Origin of the sequence: Pseudomonas sp. B40(2017) (assembly GCF_002112855.1) — a bacterium.
Taxonomy (GTDB): Bacteria; Pseudomonadota; Gammaproteobacteria; order Pseudomonadales; family Pseudomonadaceae; genus Aquipseudomonas; species Aquipseudomonas pharyngis.
In genome coordinates this window covers 81,343-100,337 of the sequence record NZ_NEIT01000010.1, presented here as the reverse complement: position 1 = coordinate 100,337, position 18,995 = coordinate 81,343, and the positions used below count along the sequence as shown (strand labels likewise).

Below are 18,995 nucleotides of genomic sequence, written 5' to 3'. Positions count from 1 at the left end.
ACGTTGCTGCAATCTGCACGCGAACGCCTCAGCCCGATCCACTCACCGGGGAAAACCGTCACCATGCAGAACGCATTTGCGATCCTGAGCCAGGGCGATGCGCACAATCGTCCCTACACCCTCGAGGCGCTGCTGGCGGGGGTGGCGCCGCTGTTGCCGATGCTGGACGTGATTCCGAACGCGGCGATTTTCATCAAGGATGTGCAGGCGCGGTACGTCCTGGCCAATCGCACGCTGGTGCAGCGCTGCGGCTTGAAAGACCTGAAACCGCTGCTCGGCAAAACCAGTGCGCAGGTGTTTCCGGCGCAACTGGGGCCGGGCTATACCGAGCAGGATCGGCGGGTGCTGGAAGAAGGCTTCGTGCTGGAGGATCAGCTGGAACTGCACCTGTACGGCAGTCGCGAACCGGGCTGGTGCCTGACGCACAAGCGTCCGCTGTACAACCGCGACGGCGAGATCATCGGCCTCGCGGGGATTTCGGTGGACCTGCAATCGGCCAGCGAAACCCACCCGGCGTTTCAGCGCCTGGCGGCGGTCGACGAACACATCCGCGCGCATTTCAATCGGCGTGTCACCTTGGGCGAGCTGACCCGGATCGCCGGCATTTCGGTGGCGCAGCTGGAGCGCTACTGCAAACGGGTCTTTCACCTTACGCCGAGGCAGATGATTCAGAAAGTAAGGCTGGAACATGCCCATCGCTTGTTGCATACCGAACTGCCGATCACCGAGGTGGCGCTGCAATGCGGCTACACCGATCACAGCGCCTTCACCCGCCAGTTCAAGGCGTCGACCGGGTTTACCCCGCGTCAGTACCGGCAGGCGACAGAGCAATGAGCGGGTTTCGGTGGGCGATCAGCCCGCTCGTTTCAGCGTGTGTGCGACGTACAGTTTTGTGATCAGCCCGGCCATTGCCTTCGCTCCGAAACAACGGAAGTAAACGTAACCGTTGTCGGTCTCCAGACTGACGATCCGGGTAATGAATCCCCCCTCCAGAGTGACCTTGCGAATCGTGGCTATCGGGACTTCAACGTCCAGAACTCCGCCGGGCACCGCGCGGTTCATGGCATTGGCACTCATACGAATCCCGGACGGCGTGATCACCACTTTCCCACCCACCCAGAGTCCGCCGGGCACGAGAAAATTAGCCAGCCTGGACTTCAGCACTTCTTCAGCCACCTCAGACGCTCCCTTGTTTGATTGCTGTTGGAAAACCACAGGCCTGTTTACCTGACAAAAAACCAAATCGCCATGTGTTTCCTTCGTTCATTCATGCGTCGCAGTTGTCACTGTCCGTTCCCGCCTGTCTGGAGTTCACCCGATGCCTTCGCTCAAAACCCTGCCCGCTGCCTTGCTGGGGCTGGCCCTTGTCTGTCCGGTCAAGGCGCAATCCCAGGGGCTGGAACTGGGGCAAGTGCTGATCGGGGCCGAGGATCAGAGCGCTGACGACCTGTCGGTGGAAGAGGCGAAGGCTCGTCTGGCCCAGGTGCCGGGTGGCAGCAACGTGGTCGATATGCGCCAGCCATTGCAGGGCCGGGTCGCGAGCAATCAGGACGTGCTGGCGTATCAACCGGGTGTCTATGCCCAGTCAGCGGGCAACGAAGGGACGAAAATCTCGATCCGTGGCTCGGGCATCAATCGCGCTCCCGGCGCCCACGCCTCGGGGCTGTACACGATGCTCGACGGCCTGCCGCTGACCGGCCCGGGCGGCACGCCTTATGAACTGCTGGAGCCGCTGTGGCTGGATCATGTGGAAGTGCTACGCGGCGCCAACGGTTTTGATCGCGGTGCGCTGGCCCTCGGTGGCGCCGTCGATTACGTCAGCCACACAGGCTATAACGCGCCACTGCTGAATGTGCGTTACGTCATGGGCAGCCACGGTTACGCTCAGCGACAAGTCAGCTCCGGCCAGGTGCTGGGCGATTTCGATTACTACCTGTCGATGACCGACGCGCATTCCGACGGTTATCAGGATCACACCGCGAGCAAGAGCCAGGGCGTCATCGCCAACTTCGGCTATCGCTTCAATCCGAATCTGGAAACCCGCTTCTACATCCGTCACCGCGAGACCGACAACGACCTCGCCGGGCGGGTGACCAAACACTCCATCGAGCACGATCCGCGCGCAGCCAACCCGGCCTACGTGACGCGTAACGACAGCCGCGACCAACCCGGCAGCACCTTCATCGGCAACAAGACCACGTACTACATCGACGACGATTCGAGCATTCAGACCGGTCTGGTCTATCACGATTACCCGATGGACCTGCGCGAAGGCCCCAATCGCCTGAAGGTCGCCTACACCGATGTCAGCGGCACGTTCGACTACAAGCGCCGCGACACGCTCTGGGGCATGGAGAGCAACAGCACCGTGGGCCTGCGAGTGACCAAACACCTGCCCAACGACGGTGCCAGCGAACGGGTGCGGATTCCCACCGGCAACACCGCCGGTTACGCGCTGGGCACCCACATGCGCAACTTCACTTATCAGGGGTCGGATTCTGTCCTGCACGTGGGCAACGACCTGGAAATCGCCGATGACCTGTGGCTGACCACCGGCCTCGCCGCGATCTACACCCGTCGCGAAAGCGCGGTGACCTACCCTGAGGGTGGCGGCAAAACCAGCCTCGGCGACTGGGATTACGCGCCGCGCCTGGGCTTGCGTTATCAGGTGACGCCGGACCTGCAACTGTTCGGCAACCTGAGCCGTTCGGTCGAAGCGCCGCATCCGTGGTCGCTGATCTACAGCTCCAACGTACGGTTCCCGGCCGGCAGCGGCGCCGCCACCGGCACCCAGCGCGACCCGGTCAAGCTGCAGAATCAGACCGCGACCACCCTGGAACTCGGCGGCCGTGGCGACAGTGCGCTCGGTGAATGGAGCCTGGCCTGGTACTACGCTCAGGTGCGCCACGAATTGCTCTCGGTATTGCCGGACGCCAACGCGACCACGCCTTACGAACTCAACGCCAGCCCGACCGTGCACCAAGGTATTGAAGCCAGCCTGAACAGCAACCTGTGGTCAGCAAACGATGGCGGCAAGTTGAGCCTGCGGCAGGCCTACACCTTCAGCGATTTCCACTACCGCGACGACGACCGCTTCGGCGACAACCGCCTGCCGGGCTTGCCGATGCATTACTACCAGGGCGAACTGCGCTACGACTTTCCGCAGGGTTTCTTCGCGGCGGTCAACACGCAACTGGTCTCGAAAACCGCAGTGGATTACGCCAACAGCTATTACGCCGATCCTTACGCCACCTTCGGCGCGACCCTCGGTTACAACGCACCGAAAGGCGACTGGCAGACCTGGCTGGACATGCGCAACCTGACCGACAAGCACTACGCCGCTACCGTTACGCCGGGCTATGACGATAAAGGACTGGACGCCGCACGCTCCACACCGGGTGAGGGCATGGCGATGTATGTCGGGGTGTCGTGGAGTCTGCTCTGAGGGCCAACCCTCAAACAATGTCATCGATCAGAATATGGTGCTGCCCGCGACTGCATTGCTCGATCCGCGCCTCGACCTTGTAGACCGTGCGCAGCATCGGCTCGGTGATGACTTCATGGCTGGGTCCGCTGCCATGGGCCGTGCCACCCGCGATGACCAGCACCTGATCGGCAAAACGCAGCGCCTGATTCAGGTCGTGGATGGCGATGAACACGATCACTTCGCGACGGCGCGCGAGGGCTTTCATGAAGTTCAAAACCTGAACCTGCCGGTGCATGTCGAGTGCGCTGGTGGGTTCGTCCATCAGCAGGATTTCCGGTTCGCGCACCAGCGTCTGGGCGATTGACACCAATTGCTGCTGGCCGCCGCTCAGCTCACCGAGGTTGCGAAACGACAGTTCGGTGATCCCGAGCGCTTCGAGAATCTCGTCCACCAGTTTCAGTTCATCATCGTGAACCGCCCAGTTGGGCGTCAGTTGCTTGCGCGCCAGCAGCACCGATTCGTACACCGTGAGCCGGGCGCTGGCGTTCAGGCCCTGGGGCATGTAGCTGATGCCTTGAGTGCCTTTTTTCGAGCCTTCCAGAATCACTTCGCCCGGCCCGTCGATCAGCCCGGCCATGCGCTTGAACAGCGTCGATTTGCCTGCCGCGTTGGGACCGACGACGGCCACGACCTGGCCGCCGGTAAACGTTGCGGTACTGACGCCGGAAATGATCTCGCGCTGACCGTAGCGGGCGCCGAGGTTGTCGAGCCGGATCTTCACCATGAGTTTTTCTTACCGTTGAGAATCAGAGAAATGAAGAACGGCACGCCAATCAGTGACGTGACCACACCGATGGGGAATATCGCTCCCGGGATCAGGGTCTTGCTGACCACCGAACTGGCGGACAGGATCAGCGCACCGGTCAGCAACGAGGCCGGCAGGAAAAACCGCTGATCCTCGCCGATCAGCATCCGCGCAATGTGCGGCCCAACCAGCCCGATGAAACCGATCGTGCCAACGAACGCCACCGGAAACGAAGCGAGCAGACTGACCATGATCAGCGTTTGAAAGCGCAGGCTGCGCACGTTGATGCCGAAACTCGCAGCCTTGTCGTCGCCCAGGCGCAGGGCCGTCATCGCCCACGCACGTTTGGCGAAGATCGGCAGGGTGATGAGGATCACCACGCAGATCACCCCGAGTTTCGGCCATGTGGCCTTGGTCAGGCTGCCCATGGTCCAGAACACCACGGCTGCCACGGCTTGTTCGGTGGCGAAAAACTGCACCAGCGCCAGTAACGCATTGAAGGTAAACACCAGGGCGATGCCGAGCAGCACGATGGTTTCGGCGGTCACGCCACGACGCATGCTCATGAAGTGAATCAACAGCGCCGAGAGCATCGCCATGATGAACGCGTTGAGCGGCACCATGTATTGCGCCGCCAGCGGAAACAGCGCCACGCCGAAGGCCAGCCCCAGCGCCGCGCCGAAACCGGCCGCCGCCGAAATACCGAGGGTGAACGGGCTGGCGAGCGGGTTGTTGAGGATGGTCTGCATCTGCGCCCCGGCGAGCGAAAGCGCCGCGCCGACAGCGACCGCCATCAACGCCACCGGCAGGCGGATGTCCCACATGACCACCCGCACTTGTGCCGATGCGGTTTCCGGCGATAACAAAGCACCGAGCACTTTGCTGAGGCTGTAACGGGCCGGGCCCAGCGCCAGATCGAGCAACACGCTGAAGATCAGCAGCACGGCCAGCCCTAGCAGAATCAGCCGTTTACGCAGCACCAGTCGCCGGTAGGTGACGCTCTGCACAATCGGTGCTTCGCCCAGCGAACTCATGGCTTGTCCTCGGTTTTTTGCAGGCTGACGAAATAGCCCGGTTCATACGGCACCGGCAGGAAGCGCTCGTGCATCTCGCGAAATTCCGCATCGGGATCAAGATCGGCGAACAGTTCCGGGTGGAACCATTTGGCCAATTGCTGAATGGCCACGAACTGGTAAGGGCTGTTGTAAAACTGGTGCCAGATCGCATGAAACGCCTGAGTGTTCTGCGCCTTGATGCCGGCGTAGGCCGGGCGCTGGGTGTACCAGGCCAGTTTGCGCCGGGCTTCGGTCAGGTCTGCGCCCGGGCCGACGCCGACCCAATGGCCCCCCGGCGCAAAGGCTTCCCAGTCGGCGCTGGTAACCACCACATGGTCGGGATTGGCGACGATCACTTGCTCAGGGTTCAGTTGCCCAAAGGTGCTCGGAATGATCCGACGGGCGATGTTATTGCCACCGGCCATGTCGACGAACTGACCAAAGTTCTCGTTGCCGAAACTCAGGCAGCAATCATCGGTATAGCCACCGATGCGCTCGATGAACACTTTGGGACGGGCAGGATGGTATTTCTCGATCACGTCGGTGACGCGGTGGATCTGCTGGTTACGAAAATCGATGAACGCTTCGGCGCGCTCTTCCTTGCCGAACAACTTGCCGAACAGACGCATGGTCGGCTCGGTGTTCTGCATGGGGTTGTTGCGAAAGTCGACGTACACCACCGGGATGCCCAGGGCATCGAGTTTCTCGATGTAGCGGGCATCCTCGGTTGCGTGCTGCGCTTCGATGTTGAGGATGATCACGTCAGGCTTCTGCGAGATCGCCTGCTCGATGTCGAAGGTGCCGCTCTCGAAACCGCCGAAGGTCGGGATTTTCGCGATGTCGGGGAATTTGCGCAGGTAGGCGTTATAGGTATCCGGGTCGGACTGGATCAAATCCTTGCGCCAGCCGACGATGCGTTCGATAGGGTTCTGCGTATCCAGCGCGGCCACCAGATACAACTGGCGACCTTCACCCAGGATCACCCGGCGCACCGGCAGATGAACCTTGACCGTGCGGCCCTGCAAGTCAGTCACGGTGCCCAGTGCCGGATCCGCTTCGCCAGCCTGTACGCGGCTTGGCATCAAGGAAGAAATCGACAAACCCAGCAGCCCGGCGATCAGCAGGGCGGCGAAGGTCTGGCGGCGGCGAAAAACATTAACCATGGTGTATGCCTTTGCAAAAGCCGGATCGGACCACGACGCCAGGCGCCGCTCCGGGCCGGACGTTTCAGAAATCGACAGTGGCCGAGAGCAATAAGGTCCGAGGCGCGCCCTGGGAGAACGCGCCGTAGGAGGCGACGCCCGACCAGTATTCACGGTCAAACACGTTCTGCACGGTGGCCCGCAAAGTGGTCGGCCGTTCGGCGATGCGAGTGGCGTAGCGCGCGCCGACATCGAAGCGGGTCCAGGCGTCCAGTTGTTGGGTGTTGGCTTGATTGACGTACTGGCTGCCGGTGTAGATCGCGCCGCTGGTCAATGTCAGGCCTTCGACTTGCGGCACGTCCCATTCGGCCCAGAGGTTGGCTTGCACTTCGGGAACCCCGACCGGTTTGTTGCCACGGTTGGCAGCGACACCGGTTCGGGTCAGTTCGCCGTCGAGCAGCGTCACTCCCCCGATCAGGCGTGTGCCTGTTGCAATCTCGCCCGCCATGTTCAGTTCGACGCCCCGGTTGCGCTGTTCGCCATTGACCGAGAACACCCCGGATGCCAGTTCACCGCTGGGCTTTTCAAGCTGGAACAGGGCGATGGTGGACATGAAACGGCCGTAGTCGAGCTTGACCCCGACTTCCTGCTGGCGCGACACATAAGGGGAAAAAATCTCGCCCGCGTTGGCAGCGGCGGACGGCGCGATGTCACCCTTGCTCAGGCCTTCGACGTAGTTGTAGTAGAACGAGACATGGTCCCAGGGCTTGGCGACGATCCCGAACAGCGGCGTGGATTTGCTTTTGTCGTAGGACGTGGTGATTGAGCCGGCCGTGTTGTAGTTATCCGACTTGATGTTCTGCTGGCGCACGCCGAGCGTGACCTGGAGGCGTTCATCGAGCACCGACAGGGTGTCGGCGAGGGCCACGCCCGACAGCTCGCTTTCGGAAACCTTCGGGGTATCCGGCTTGGCGATCGCGGGTTTCGGGCGATCGAGCGGGTGATAGATGTTCGACAGGATCGCCGGGCCGGAAATAATCCCCCGGGACAAGTTATCGCGGTAGCGGGTGACTTGTAGCGCCGTGCTATGACTGATCGGCCCGGTGTCGAACCGCAGCCGCGCACCGGCATCGACGGTGTAGCGCTGGACTTCGAATTTGTAATAGCCGGGGATCGACGAGGTGTCGCCCGCTTCGTTGATGATGGTCGGCGTCTGGTCGGACATGCGCGCGACATCCGATCGGCCACCGCCGGCGTGGGCGAACACGGTCAGGTTGTCGTTGAGGTCGTATTCGCCGCCGAGCAACGCCGATTTGTCGCGGGTTTCCGACCAGCCCCATTCCTGGCTGACGCTGGTGCGGCCGTTGGCTGCGGACGGAATCTCCACGCCGGAGGCAATCAGGAAGGGGCGGGATGCGGCGTCGAAACTCTCTTTCTGATTGATCAGGTCCAGGGTGGTGCGCAGGCGTTCGCCCTGGTAGTCGAGGGACATCGCGCCGATACCGACCTCTCGGGATTGCTTGTCGATAGCCGTATCGCCTTGCTGGACGCTGCCATTGATCCGCACGCCGAAGCGGCGTTCTTCACCGAAGCGTCGGCTGACATCTAGGTGGCCGCCGAGCTGGGTATTCAAGGCGTAACTGGTGGTGAAACGAGTCAGGTCTTCGTCCAGTGAACGCTTGGGTACCACGTTGATCACGCCGCCGACACCGCTGTTGGGCGACATGCCGTAGAGCAGGGCGCCGGGGCCTTTGACCAGTTCGATCCGTTCGGCGTACTCGGTGAACACCCGGTAGTTGGAGGCCACGCCGTACACGCCGTCGAACGCCAGTTCACCGAGGTTGCCTTCGCCGACCGGAAAACCACGGATGAAGAACGAGTCGACAATCCCGCCTGTCTGCCCTGTGGAACGCACCGATGAGTCGCGCTCCAGCAAGTCGCCGACGGTGACAGCCTGCTGGTCCTTGATCAGTGTCGAGGTGTAGCTGCTGACACTGAACGGAGCGTCCATCGCATCGCGGTTGCCCAGAATGCCAAGGCGTCCGCCGCGGGCGACCTGACCGCCCGCAAGCACCGGCGGCAAGCTGTCGGTGCGCGTGTCGATGCCTTCGACCGTGGTGTCCGCCAACGTGACCCGGCGCACTACCAGCGTCCAGGTCCCGTCGCTGCGAGCGACCATCTCCAGGCCACTGCCTTCGAGCAGTCGAGACACCGCTTCCTGCACCGAGTAGCTGCCGGACAACCCAGGGCTGACGAGGCCTTCGGTGATCGACGGCTGAAACGACAAGGCGATACCGGCGTCCACGGCAAAGCTCGAGAGGGTCACGCCAAGCGGGCCGGGCCCGATGTTGTAGGCTCGCACAGTGACCGCGTCCAGCTGCTCCGGCCTGGCTGCCTCGGCGAGGGCGCTGCTGGCCAGGCCCAGCACAACGCTGAGCAACACGCCGCGCATAACGGGCTTTAGCAGACGATCCGCAAGCAAGGGTCGTGCAACGAGCATGAAGGGATGACCCTATGGACGAGGTGGAATGGTTGTTCCTTTCATAGCCAGCCGAGATCAAAAAAAGTATCACCCGTGCGGTGATTTTTTTGCTCAGGCGGGTGAGAGCGTCACCCAGTAACCACTCAAGTGCCCGGAGACGCGCACGGGATAGGTCTGCGCCAGCATGTTCAGCGAGCGTTGGGTATCACTGATGGGAAAGGCCCCGGAAATGCGCAGGTCGGCAATGGCTGGATCGCACCGCACAAAGCCTCGGCGATAGCGCGCCAGTTCGACAACGAAATCCGCCAGCCGCATCTTGTCGGCCATCAGCATGCCCTCGGTCCAAGCGCCAACGTTGCGGTCGGTCGGGTTCAGCGAGCCAAAGGCCTGTGATGAAAAGTCGGTACGTTGCCCGGCGTTGACGATGATTGGCGCGCTCTGTGGGCTGTCGGCCAGCTCGACTTGCACAGCGCCTTCGAGCACTGCGAGTTGGGTGTGCGGCTGCCATTCACGAACGGTGAAGCGCGTGCCCAGCGCCTGCATCCGGCCCTGACGGGTGCTGACCAGAAAGGGTCGAGGCTGCGCGGCGTTGTCCGGCGCGGTCTGCACCAGGATTTCGCCTTCGCGCAAATGGATCAGCCGCTGCCGGGTGTCGAACAGGATGTCGATGGCCGTGTCGGTGTTCAGGGTGATTTGCGAGCCGTCGGCCAGGGTGAGTTCGCGGCGCTGGCCGACGGCGGTGTGGTAATCGGCGGACCATTGCTGCGATTGCGCGAGTTTCCAGCTGCCCCAGCCGGCGGGTACCGCTGCCAGCAGCAAGGCCAGTTTGCCGAGGGCTGCGCGACGTTCCGGGTTGCTCGGACGATCCAGCGCCGACATCGCCAGCGACGGTGGCAGACCGCCGAACTTGCTTTGCAGCAACTGCGCGCGGGCCCATGCCCGGTTGCGCTCGGGGCTGCTGACTTTCCAGTATTCCCACTCTGCACGCTCGGTTTCGCTGAGGTCGTTTTCGCTCAGGCGCATCAGCCACTCGGCGGCTTCTTCGAGGATTTTCGGATCGAGCGGCGGTTCACTGCGGCGCGTAAGCATTCATTCCACCAGCATCAGGCACTGCACGAAAGCCTGTTTCATGTAGCGCTTGACGGTGATCAGCGAGACGTCCAGCTGCTCGGCAATGTCGGCGTATTTCAAGCCGCCGATCTGCGACAGCAGGAACGCGCGTTTGACCAGCGGCGGCAGGGTGTCGAGCATCGCGTCGATTTCGTGCAGGGTTTCCAGCACCACGAAGCGCAACTCGGGGGAGGGCACTTCCGGCGCCGGCAAATGCGCGAGGGCATCGAGGTAGGCGCGTTCCAGTGCCTTGCGCTGATACCAGTTGATGAGAATGCCCTTCGCCACGCAACTCAGGTACGCCCGGGGTTGCTCGATGGTCGTGACCTGAGAAGCGAGGATCCGAGTGAAAGTATCCTGCGCCAGATCCGCCGCATCCATGGCGTTACCCAGTTTTTTCTTCAGCGTGGCGTACAGCCAGCCGTGATGGCCGCTGTACAGCGCTTCGATCACGCGCAGATGGTTGTCGTTGTTCGCGGGAAGGGTTTCGCTCATGGCTGCAGTGTTTTGCAATTGAGAAGTATTCCCAATGCTAGTGTACAAAGAGCCCGCGACGCAAGCGCGAATCAGCATCCGTTTTCAGGCGCGGGGCATTCTCAACAACGTGTTTACCATGGCATCGATTTCATCCTCGGTGTTGTAAGCGTGCAGCGATGCGCGGCTGACTTCCAGCAGGTCCCGCTGCTGCATGTCGAGCAGCGTCGAGCGGAAAGTCGAGGTGGTGACATTGACGCGTTTTTCCTGCTGCGCCAGCCATGTCTGGACTTGCGCCGCGCTGGTGCCCTGGCAGGTGAAGGTGACGATGCCTGACTTGACCGCCCCTCGATCCTGCGGTGTCACCCCGGGCAGGTCGGTCAGGCGATTGCGCAAGTGTGCCGACAATCGTTGAATGCGCTGCCACATCGGTTCGATGCCTTGCGCCAGGGCGTAACGGGCTGCCGCCCCCATGCCCAGTTTCGCGGCAACGTTGCATTCCCAGTTTTCAAATCGTCGGGCATCGCCTCGGATCTTGAAGGTATCCGGGGTCAGCAATGAGGCCGCGTGCAGGTCGAGAAACGTCGGTTCGAGGTTTTCGCACAAGGTTTTTTCGACGTAGAGAAACCCCATGCCCCGAGGGCCACGAAGGTATTTGCGGCTGGTGGCCGCCAGCATATGACAGCCGATTTTCTGCACATCGATCGGCATCTGCCCGACGCCCTGGCAGGCATCCAGCAGAAACAGAACCCCGGCCGCGCGGGCGAGGGCGCCGATCTGCTCGATAGGCTGCACCGGGCCGCCGTTGGTGGCGATCACCGGCAGCGACACCAGGGCGACCCGATCATCGCCGAGCATGTCCCGCAGCGCCGGCAATGACACCTGTCCCTGTTCATCGTTGGGAATCACCCTGATCTCGATGCCGCGCTGCTGCTTGAGTTGCAGATAGGGAATGTAGTTGCCGGCGTATTCGGTAGTCGACGTCAGCACCACATCACCAGGCCGCAGCGGCAATGAATAGAAGGCCATGTCCCAGGCGCGGGTGGCGTTTTCGATCACCGCGATTTCATCGGGACGCGCGTTGATCAGTTGGCCGATGGCGTCGTAGACATCCTCCACTTCCCGGGCCTGTTGCCCGGCGGCTTCGTAACCGCCGATCCGGGTTTCAAGTTGCAAGTGACGGGTCACCGCTTCGATGACTGGATTGGGCATCAGCGCCGCGCCCGCATTGTTGAAGTGAATCAGTTGCTCGACACCAGGGGTGTCGGCGCGCAGTTGTTCAATGTTCAACGAAAACTCCTTGGTCAGTCGCCCGGCGGCATCTGGCTCGGTTGCATGACCATCGGCCGGTAGCGCAAGGCAACGATGGGCATCAGCGCGAGCATGTAGGCGAGGCAGACAAACAGGTAGGTGTACTGCAAACCATAGACCTGGCTGAGTAACCCACCGGCCGAAATGCCGGCGATGGACGCGAATTGCGCAGTGCTTTGGGCAATGCCCAGCACGTAGCCCTGGCGCGAGCTGTCGGCGGTTTTGGAAATCAGGGCCATCAGCACCGGCGTGGTGGCCCCCAGCAATACGCCCCAGATGAAATAGGCACCGACGAACACGATCGGGTTGCGCGTGTAGCCGGCAAGGGCCGTCAGCGCAATACAGCCGAGGACGACATAAGTGATGCGTTGCAGGGTGTCCTGCTGGGTACGGTGCTCGAAGTAACGCGACCATGCGGTTGCCGACAGAATGAAACCCAGCGCCAGCAAGCCATAACACAGCCCGACCACCGAGTTGCTGACCTCGAACACCGAGCTGACGTACAGCGAGAACGACGTCTGCGGCAGCATCCGCGCCAGCAGCAGGATGCCCATGACACCCAGCAGCGACAGCAGGGGCGTGCCTTGCCAGACGCTGGTGTTATGGCTGGCAGGAGCCGCTTTATCAGCGACCGGCGCTTTCTTCACTGGCGGTACATCCGGCAACGTCACGGCTGCGACCACGGTGCAGATGGCGCATAACACAGCGGCGATCATGTTGATCCAGAAGAATGTCGCGTAATCGAGGATCAGTCCGCCGACCACTGCGCCGAGCAACGAGCCGACGTTGGTGGAGATCTGCAGGATCGCGAACAGCCGTGCCCGCCGCGAAGGTGCTTCAATGCTCACGCCGTACGCCTGGGCCGGGGCGATGTAGCCGGCGAAGGCGCCTTGCAGGAAGCGCAGGATCAGGATCACCCAGATGTCACTGCACAGGGCCAGCCCAAGCTGGGTCAATGACAGGCCGGCGAGGGCGCGGATCATCATCAACTTGTGGCCGTAGCGGTCGCCGATACGGCCCCAGAATGCGCTGGTCAGAATAATGCCCAGCATCGGCCCGACGTACACGGCGATGCTGGCGAAGCTGAAAAGCGAGTCTGACGAGGTCAGCCCGCGCAGGTGGACAGGCCAGAATGGCCCGCTCATTTCCATCGCGCCCATCGAAATGAGCTGGATCGCGAACAGAAGATAAATCAGGACTCTTACGCGCGAACCCGCGATGGCACCTGCTTGGGTCATGAGTCAGCCTCGGTTATTGAACGACATTGAGCGGGTTGGTCAGCGTGTGCTGAATCCGGTAGTTGGAATACTGCATCATGTGCATGCGCAGCAACGAACGGGTCGGCCATGGATCATTGAGGAAGGCCTTGCGTTCGACTTCCCATAGATCCGGCGCGACACGCTCGCGTACCGCCGCAAACGCCTGCTCGGTCTCTTCACGCAGAATGTCCCACATCCGGTTGTTGTCCAGCGCGTACTCCTTGGTCAGCCACAGGGCCATTTCATGCAGGTGCGTGAGGAATGCAGCGTCGAGCACGAACATGCGCACCGGCTCGATATCGCCCTCGAACACCGTTGGCAGAATGCCCGGCTGCACATGCGGTTGCAGGGTGTAGCCGCGTCCCTCCAGCAATGGGGCGTAGGTCCTGCCGTCGCCGAAATCGCGGATCAGCAGACTACGTGCTTTGCCATCCGGGGCAAACAGCACCATCGTGTTCTGCTGATGCGCCTCAAGCCCGATCCCGTACATCAGGTAGATCGCCACCACCGGATGGGTGACCACTTTGGCGTACTGACGGAACCAGTCTTCCACCTGAGCGGCATTGGCCCGAACGCCGTCGCGCTCGATCAGCTCGGTGAACAGTGGTCGACCGTTGCCCGGCAAGCGAGTGAACAGAGAAGCCACGGTGATCGGCAGACAATCGTCGTTACGCTCGAACGCTTGCTGGCTGGCACGGAACACCACCGACAGATGCCGGCCGGGGTGGTCGTCCTGAGTGATCGCGTGCTTGTAACGCACGCCGATCTCCTCCGGGAAGATTTCCAGGCGTTGCTCGAAACCGTTTTCGACCTCGAGGATCTTCGTGATGACGGTGCTGATGCGTGGCCCCATGTGAATCGACTTGGCTTGCAGGCTGCGCAGTTCGCTGGTCATCCACACGGCAATCGGCAACTTGATCAGCGGCGCGCTCTCCTTGAGCACCGGCATCATCGTGCGGTAGGACATGGTCGGCAGGGTCTGGATGTCCGGACCGTCGGTGATGAGAATGCCTTCTGCAATTTCCGCCGCAAAGTTTTTCAGCACGTAAGCCTGCAAATGCCATGAGTGAATCGGCAGCGGCAACCACTGGGATTCGTCCAGGCCCTTGTCGTTCAGCGACGCCTTCCATTGCGCCCATTGTGTTGGGAAGTTACTGGCGAACCAGCTGTGGTAATCGCTGACGTGAGGCATGCTTTCGCTTTTCGCCATGTCGGCCCGCAGCGCGGCAATGCGCAGCGGCACCTGGGCGTTGAACTCCGGTGACAGTTGCTCGACTTCCTCATCGCTGAGGCCCGGGCGGGCTTTCCAGGTTGGATAGTAGGGGTGACCTTCCAGCGAGCCCCACTGGTCGAGAAGGATCGCGGCGTCCTTGGTGCTGGCGTGCTGGCGCAGGTAATCGGTCAGGCTGTCGAGGCCCTGTTCCCGGGCGGCGGCGGCCAGTCGAGCGTTCCATTGCTGGCGATGCTGACGCGCGTGGGCGTCGTTCATCAGGCTGTTTTCCATGTCCGACTTGAGCCCGGCGATGCCTTCATCGGTGGGTTCGAAATCGAAGCTGTCGCGCAGCACATCCAGCAGGTCCTGATGGGTGTAGATCACCTGTCGTACGCCTTCATCGGTCATCAGGATCACGTCGCCGTCATTGACTACGGTATCGGCCGGGCCCTTGGCGATGTTGGAAAAGAACACATGGGAACGACCGTCTTTCAGCGCGTACGTGGCCTCGTTACCGGCCTCAGAGAAGCGCAGGCCCGCGCGATCCAGAATGTTTTCGGCAAACAGGCAACGGATCATCCGTCGCAGGGCGTTCTTGCGGGAGTAGGCGATGAGTGTCTTGAAGTCATCCATATCAGCTATCTGCTCGTCGAGAAATTAATGAAAAGTTGAACCCGCTCACGCCGTGCGCGGCCAATGGCGGGGGAAGTAGTCGAGCGCCGAGTCGCGCAGGCCCTGCATATAGGAAACGCTCCATTGCAGGACTTCTTCGATGTAGGGGACTTTCAGTTCGAAGCGCCGGGCCATTTCCACCAGCAGCACGAGGCCGTAGGCAACGTCTTCGTTGAAGGCGCGGCTTTCGCGCTCGATCACGTAGCCGGCGCGGTTGTCGTCGGCCGGAATCATTGGCGCGAGGATGTCGTTGTAGGCCTGGTTGGTGCGCAGGATCGACAGCATGCTGCTCTGATCGCGGATCTGCTCGCCATAGGCCTCGACGATTTCCTGCTTGAGGGATTTGACCGATGACAGGTCGATGCCCATGCGCTGGCTGATCACGCTGCACAGTTCCTGACTTTCCTGATCCATGCGCTCCAGAAAATAGGCGCCCAGCTCGGGGCATTCGGTCCACCAGCACATTCGTTGCGGGAAGATCTTGCGATGCCATTGGCCGTAAGGACCGATCAAACCGTAGATCACCGAGCTGTGCATGATCGGGTTGCCCGGTGTCAGGGTGATTTCCAGGTAGTGGTCGAGCATCGTCACGCAGGGGCCGTACAGCGTGGTGAGGATTTGTTCCAGGTGTTGCCGTGATTGCGCTGATTCGCGGTCGTGCAACGCGACATACAACTGGCTCTTGCCGCCGCCCATCTTGACCGACACGCCCGGCTTCAGATCGAACGCGGTATGCGGCACATCCTTCATGCCCCAGATCACCACGTTCGAGTGTTCGCCCAGCGAAGCTTCCGCCAGCCAGTCGAAGCCGCAGAAACCCGGGATTGCGCCGACGTACACCGGTTTGCCTGAACTCAAATGCGGTGCGATGGCTTGCAGGGTCTGCGGTCGTGCGTGGGCCGGAACCGTAATGATCACGATGTCAGCGTCGGCAACTACAACACTCGCATCGCTGCTGACCTGGTTCGGTCGCGCGCTCAGCGTCGAGCCGTCCGGCATCAGCGCCAGCATCGGCAGATTGGCGAGGTGACGATCAACCACCTCTTGATTATTGGTGAGTATCGAAACGTGAACATTGGGCAACTGTTTAAACAGGATGGCATTCAGATGCCCGGTCCGGCCTGCGCCGCAGATGGCGACTTTCAGCGGTTTCATACAGAGACTTTCCTGTGTGGGAGACGCGTCAGGCGACGCTCAATTGCAAGGGAGTAGCGTCGGATTCCAGCCAGCGGGTCTTGCCCAGCCAGCGGTCCAGTTGCGGGGCGACGTCCGGGTCGAGCAGATCCCGCTCTTGCAGCCATTTGTCGTCGAACACGGTGTGCAAGTACTTCTCGCCGCCGTCGGCAATCGGCACCACAACGTTGCCGGTCAACGTGCCTTTGTGAATCAGCTCCAGCGCCTTGAAGATCGCTCCGCCGGTGGAGCCGCCGACCAGCAGTGCCAGGTTGCGCGCGATGTAGCGGGCGGTTTCGAAGGCCTGGGAATCGGTGACCTGCAAGCCCAGGTCGATGCAGCTGTAGTCGAGCACCAGACCGACGGTGTCACCGGCAGGCGTGCCGGTTCCCGATTGGTAATAGGGATAGCCGGGATGGCCGAAGACGATGGAACCGGCCGGTTCGACGGCGACGGTAACGATGTCCGGGTTGTGCAGTTTCAGACCGCGGGCGATGCCGGTCATCGAACCGCCAGTGCCGACGCAGCCAACGTACGCGCCGATGTGGCCACCGGCCTGGGCGATGGTTTCACGCACAAAATCGCTGTAGCCGCCAGCGTTGGCCGCGTTGTCGGACTGGTTCATGAACACCGCGCCGGGGATCTGCGAAGCCAGTTCGGCCGCCAACCGTTGACGCTCGACCACGGCCACTTCGTCTTCGCGGTAAGTGCCGGCGACAAAACGGATTTCGGCGCCCAGAGCCTTCATCACCGCGATCTTGTCCTGCGCCGCATGGTGATCGACCACCGCAATGAAATGCAGGTCGAACTCCACGGCTGCCATCGCCAGGCCGATGCCGGTATTGCCGGAGGACGATTCCACGACCACGCCACCGGGTTTCAACTTTCCGGACTTGAGCGCCGCCAATACCATGTTGCGCGCCATACGGTCTTTAATGCTGCCGCCGGGGTTGTTCTTCTCTATCTTGAGCAAAAGTCGAGCGTTGCTATCCGGAACATCAATGCCCAACATTGGTGTATTGCCAATAAGATCCGAAACTTTATTCAGTATCATCTGGACGTCTTCCCTTAATAGTCAGGTGTGAATGCGTAGTTACCTTCCGTACAACAAGTCGCCATCAGTCGCCGTGGCAACGGGTGGCGATGAAATTCGTTTTCCAGCAAGTCCATCTGATAACCGGCGGTATTGGCATAGATCAATAAATCGCCGGTTTGCGGTGTTGTTTCGAAGTTGATCAATCGATGAGTAATCACATCATCGTCCAGGCAACTATGTCCGGCGATGTAGGCTTGCATCGGAACGTGTCTCGATTCTTTCGAAGTGATCAGGATTGGATCGACAAGGTATTCAGATGAAAACCAGGTTTCGCACGCGCTGAAACTGCTGCCTTCGGCGAATATCACAACTTTGTTGTCGGCCAATTGTTTGGTGCGCGTTACGCGAAAGACGGTGACCGCTGCTTGATCCACCAGACTTCGGCCGGGCTCCAGTGCCAGTTTTATATTCTGACTCTTCAAGTAACCGGCAATGGTTTTTTCCGGGGAATGCTCCGACGCCAGGAATAAGTCCAGCCACTGGCAAGCCGTCAGACTGCTGCCATAAGGGTAATAAGAGTTGGGTACTCGACGATTCTGATAATGACCAGGGTTGTTGTCGTTCTGCAAAAAACTGTCGTACTCCTGCGGGTCGACATAGCGCATCGGCAGGCCACCACCGATGTCGATCATGACCGGGTCGAGGCCCATTTCCCTGGCTGCATCGAAAAAACCGGTCACTTCACGGAAAGCCTGCACCCGGGTTTCGTAGCCGTATCCGCCGAGGTGGAAATGGAACCCTTCGAAGTGCAACGACTCCCGATGTTCCGTCAGCCATTGCAGGCACTGAAACACGTCATCGGCGCCCATTCCGAAGCGGCTCGACGAGCAATTTGTTGGCCTGTAACGCAGCAGGACTCGGGCTTTTGCCGGTGACGGCGAGGTGTCGAGCAACGCTGTTAGCTCGCTGAATTCCTCTCGGGAATCCACACAAATCAGCGAACCGCCTTGCACCAGCGCTTGATGAAACGCGGTCGTCTTCGCCGGCCCGGTTGCGCACAGATGTTCCGCTTCGGTCCCGGCGCGCAGCGCAGCTTGCAGTTCAAACAGGCTCGATACGTCAGTGCCGATGCCTGACGACGCAGCCGCAGCCAGCAGGCACTGGGACTTGTTGGCTTTGGCGCCGTAGAAAATCGCGTAGTCAACGTTGTGCTTCTTCAGCACCGATTGCAGCGCCTGGGCGTTGGCCTCAAAGGCATGTGGCCACACCAGATTCAGCGGCGATCCGTGTTGTTTAACAAGCTCAACAAGTTTTCCCGGTGAATGTTGAAGAAAGTTTTCGATAATAGGGTCGAGTAACGGTTTCAGCACTTTTGTGTACTGAGCTACAGTTGTTTCTTTAATGGGCGGCGCAATTAATTCAGGCATAGAAAACCTCTGGCGTAAATAATCGCCATATGTATGTTGCGTGTTCTTGCTGCTCGTCAGATACGAATGTTTAAAAAGGTGGAGGCGGATGACAGATCCGCTCTGGAATTAAACAAGGGGCATGCTCTTTCATAAAATTTTCACAAATCTGTTTCATGAGAACCCCACTCCTTAAGGCTCAGGCAGGCAAGGAGAAGGCCAATAAAATATGGCCTTGTCGCTTTTGAAGTGCCATTGCCTGACATGTAAATGACATCATTGCGCCGAACTTTCCGTGAACAAAATCGCAAGTCTTGATTTGAGTCTCGACCCTGTCAGCGGCTCGAACAATATTGCGAACGGGAACGATTATCAAGTAAGGTTTTCAAATATTTTTGAATGAACACACACAACAGGGGAGTGCGAAGCC

General features: G+C 60.6%; 15 protein-coding genes. 2 read left to right on the top strand and 13 right to left on the bottom strand.

The window, feature by feature from the left end; translation table 11 throughout:
- Nucleotides 1–63: 63 nt before the first annotated feature.
- A complete protein-coding gene (locus CAF76_RS26120) occupies nt 64–834 on the top strand; it encodes an AraC family transcriptional regulator (RefSeq protein WP_085649120.1) in 771 nt (256 codons plus the stop codon).
- Between the two features lie 18 nt (nt 835–852).
- On the opposite strand, the gene CAF76_RS26115 is transcribed toward CAF76_RS26120, so the two are convergent.
- Complete coding sequence (locus CAF76_RS26115) at nt 853–1,176, bottom strand: hypothetical protein (RefSeq protein WP_082934460.1); 324 nt, start codon at nt 1,174–1,176, stop codon at nt 853–855.
- A gap of 142 nt (nt 1,177–1,318) precedes the next feature.
- On the opposite strand from CAF76_RS26115, the gene CAF76_RS26110 reads away from it, so the two are divergent.
- Complete coding sequence (locus CAF76_RS26110; RefSeq protein ID WP_085649119.1) at nt 1,319–3,445, top strand: TonB-dependent receptor domain-containing protein; 2,127 nt, start codon at nt 1,319–1,321, stop codon at nt 3,443–3,445.
- A 10-nt stretch (nt 3,446–3,455) separates the two neighbouring features.
- Here the strand turns inward: CAF76_RS26110 and CAF76_RS26105 are convergent, their stop codons facing one another.
- The 12 genes from CAF76_RS26105 to CAF76_RS26050 all read right to left on the bottom strand — a co-directional run bounded on the left by CAF76_RS26105 (nt 3,456) and on the right by CAF76_RS26050 (nt 18,586).
- Nucleotides 3,456–4,211 (bottom strand): ABC transporter ATP-binding protein, encoded by a 756-nt coding sequence (locus CAF76_RS26105; RefSeq protein ID WP_085649118.1) that lies wholly within the window; start codon nt 4,209–4,211, stop codon nt 3,456–3,458.
- Entirely contained in the window at nt 4,205–5,266 is a 1,062-nt protein-coding gene (locus CAF76_RS26100; RefSeq protein ID WP_085649117.1) for an iron ABC transporter permease, read from the bottom strand. The genes CAF76_RS26105 and CAF76_RS26100 overlap by 7 nt, the downstream gene beginning before the upstream one ends.
- A complete protein-coding gene (locus CAF76_RS26095; RefSeq protein ID WP_085649116.1) occupies nt 5,263–6,450 on the bottom strand; it encodes an ABC transporter substrate-binding protein in 1,188 nt (395 codons plus the stop codon). The genes CAF76_RS26100 and CAF76_RS26095 overlap by 4 nt, the downstream gene beginning before the upstream one ends.
- A 64-nt stretch (nt 6,451–6,514) precedes the next feature.
- Complete coding sequence (locus CAF76_RS26090; protein ID WP_085649115.1) at nt 6,515–8,929, bottom strand: TonB-dependent receptor; 2,415 nt, start codon at nt 8,927–8,929, stop codon at nt 6,515–6,517.
- Between the two features lie 93 nt (nt 8,930–9,022).
- Nucleotides 9,023–10,000: a FecR domain-containing protein gene (locus CAF76_RS26085; protein ID WP_085649114.1), complete on the bottom strand. Its 978-nt coding sequence runs from the start codon at nt 9,998–10,000 to the stop codon at nt 9,023–9,025.
- Nucleotides 10,001–10,516, bottom strand: coding sequence for a sigma-70 family RNA polymerase sigma factor (locus CAF76_RS26080; RefSeq protein WP_039771138.1), 516 nt, complete (start codon nt 10,514–10,516; stop codon nt 10,001–10,003).
- Between the two features lie 84 nt (nt 10,517–10,600).
- Nucleotides 10,601–11,785 (bottom strand): aminotransferase class V-fold PLP-dependent enzyme, encoded by a 1,185-nt coding sequence (locus tag CAF76_RS26075; RefSeq protein WP_085649113.1) that lies wholly within the window; start codon nt 11,783–11,785, stop codon nt 10,601–10,603.
- 14 nt (nt 11,786–11,799) lie between these two features.
- Nucleotides 11,800–13,044, bottom strand: coding sequence for an MFS transporter (locus tag CAF76_RS26070; protein WP_074690762.1), 1,245 nt, complete (start codon nt 13,042–13,044; stop codon nt 11,800–11,802).
- Between the two features lie 13 nt (nt 13,045–13,057).
- The gene (locus tag CAF76_RS26065; RefSeq protein WP_085649112.1) at nt 13,058–14,911 is read right to left on the bottom strand and encodes an IucA/IucC family siderophore biosynthesis protein; all 1,854 of its coding nucleotides are present in this window, start codon (nt 14,909–14,911) and stop codon (nt 13,058–13,060) included.
- 45 nt (nt 14,912–14,956) lie between these two features.
- Nucleotides 14,957–16,105 (bottom strand): NAD/NADP-dependent octopine/nopaline dehydrogenase family protein, encoded by a 1,149-nt coding sequence (locus CAF76_RS26060; RefSeq protein ID WP_085649111.1) that lies wholly within the window; start codon nt 16,103–16,105, stop codon nt 14,957–14,959.
- A 28-nt stretch (nt 16,106–16,133) separates the two neighbouring features.
- Nucleotides 16,134–17,177 carry a PLP-dependent cysteine synthase family protein gene (locus tag CAF76_RS26055; protein WP_064595772.1) on the bottom strand — a complete coding sequence of 348 codons (1,044 nt, stop codon included), beginning with the start codon at nt 17,175–17,177 and terminating at the stop codon, nt 16,134–16,136.
- A gap of 14 nt (nt 17,178–17,191) precedes the next feature.
- Nucleotides 17,192–18,586: a Y4yA family PLP-dependent enzyme gene (locus tag CAF76_RS26050; RefSeq protein WP_085649110.1), complete on the bottom strand. Its 1,395-nt coding sequence runs from the start codon at nt 18,584–18,586 to the stop codon at nt 17,192–17,194.
- Nucleotides 18,587–18,995 lie beyond the last annotated feature (409 nt).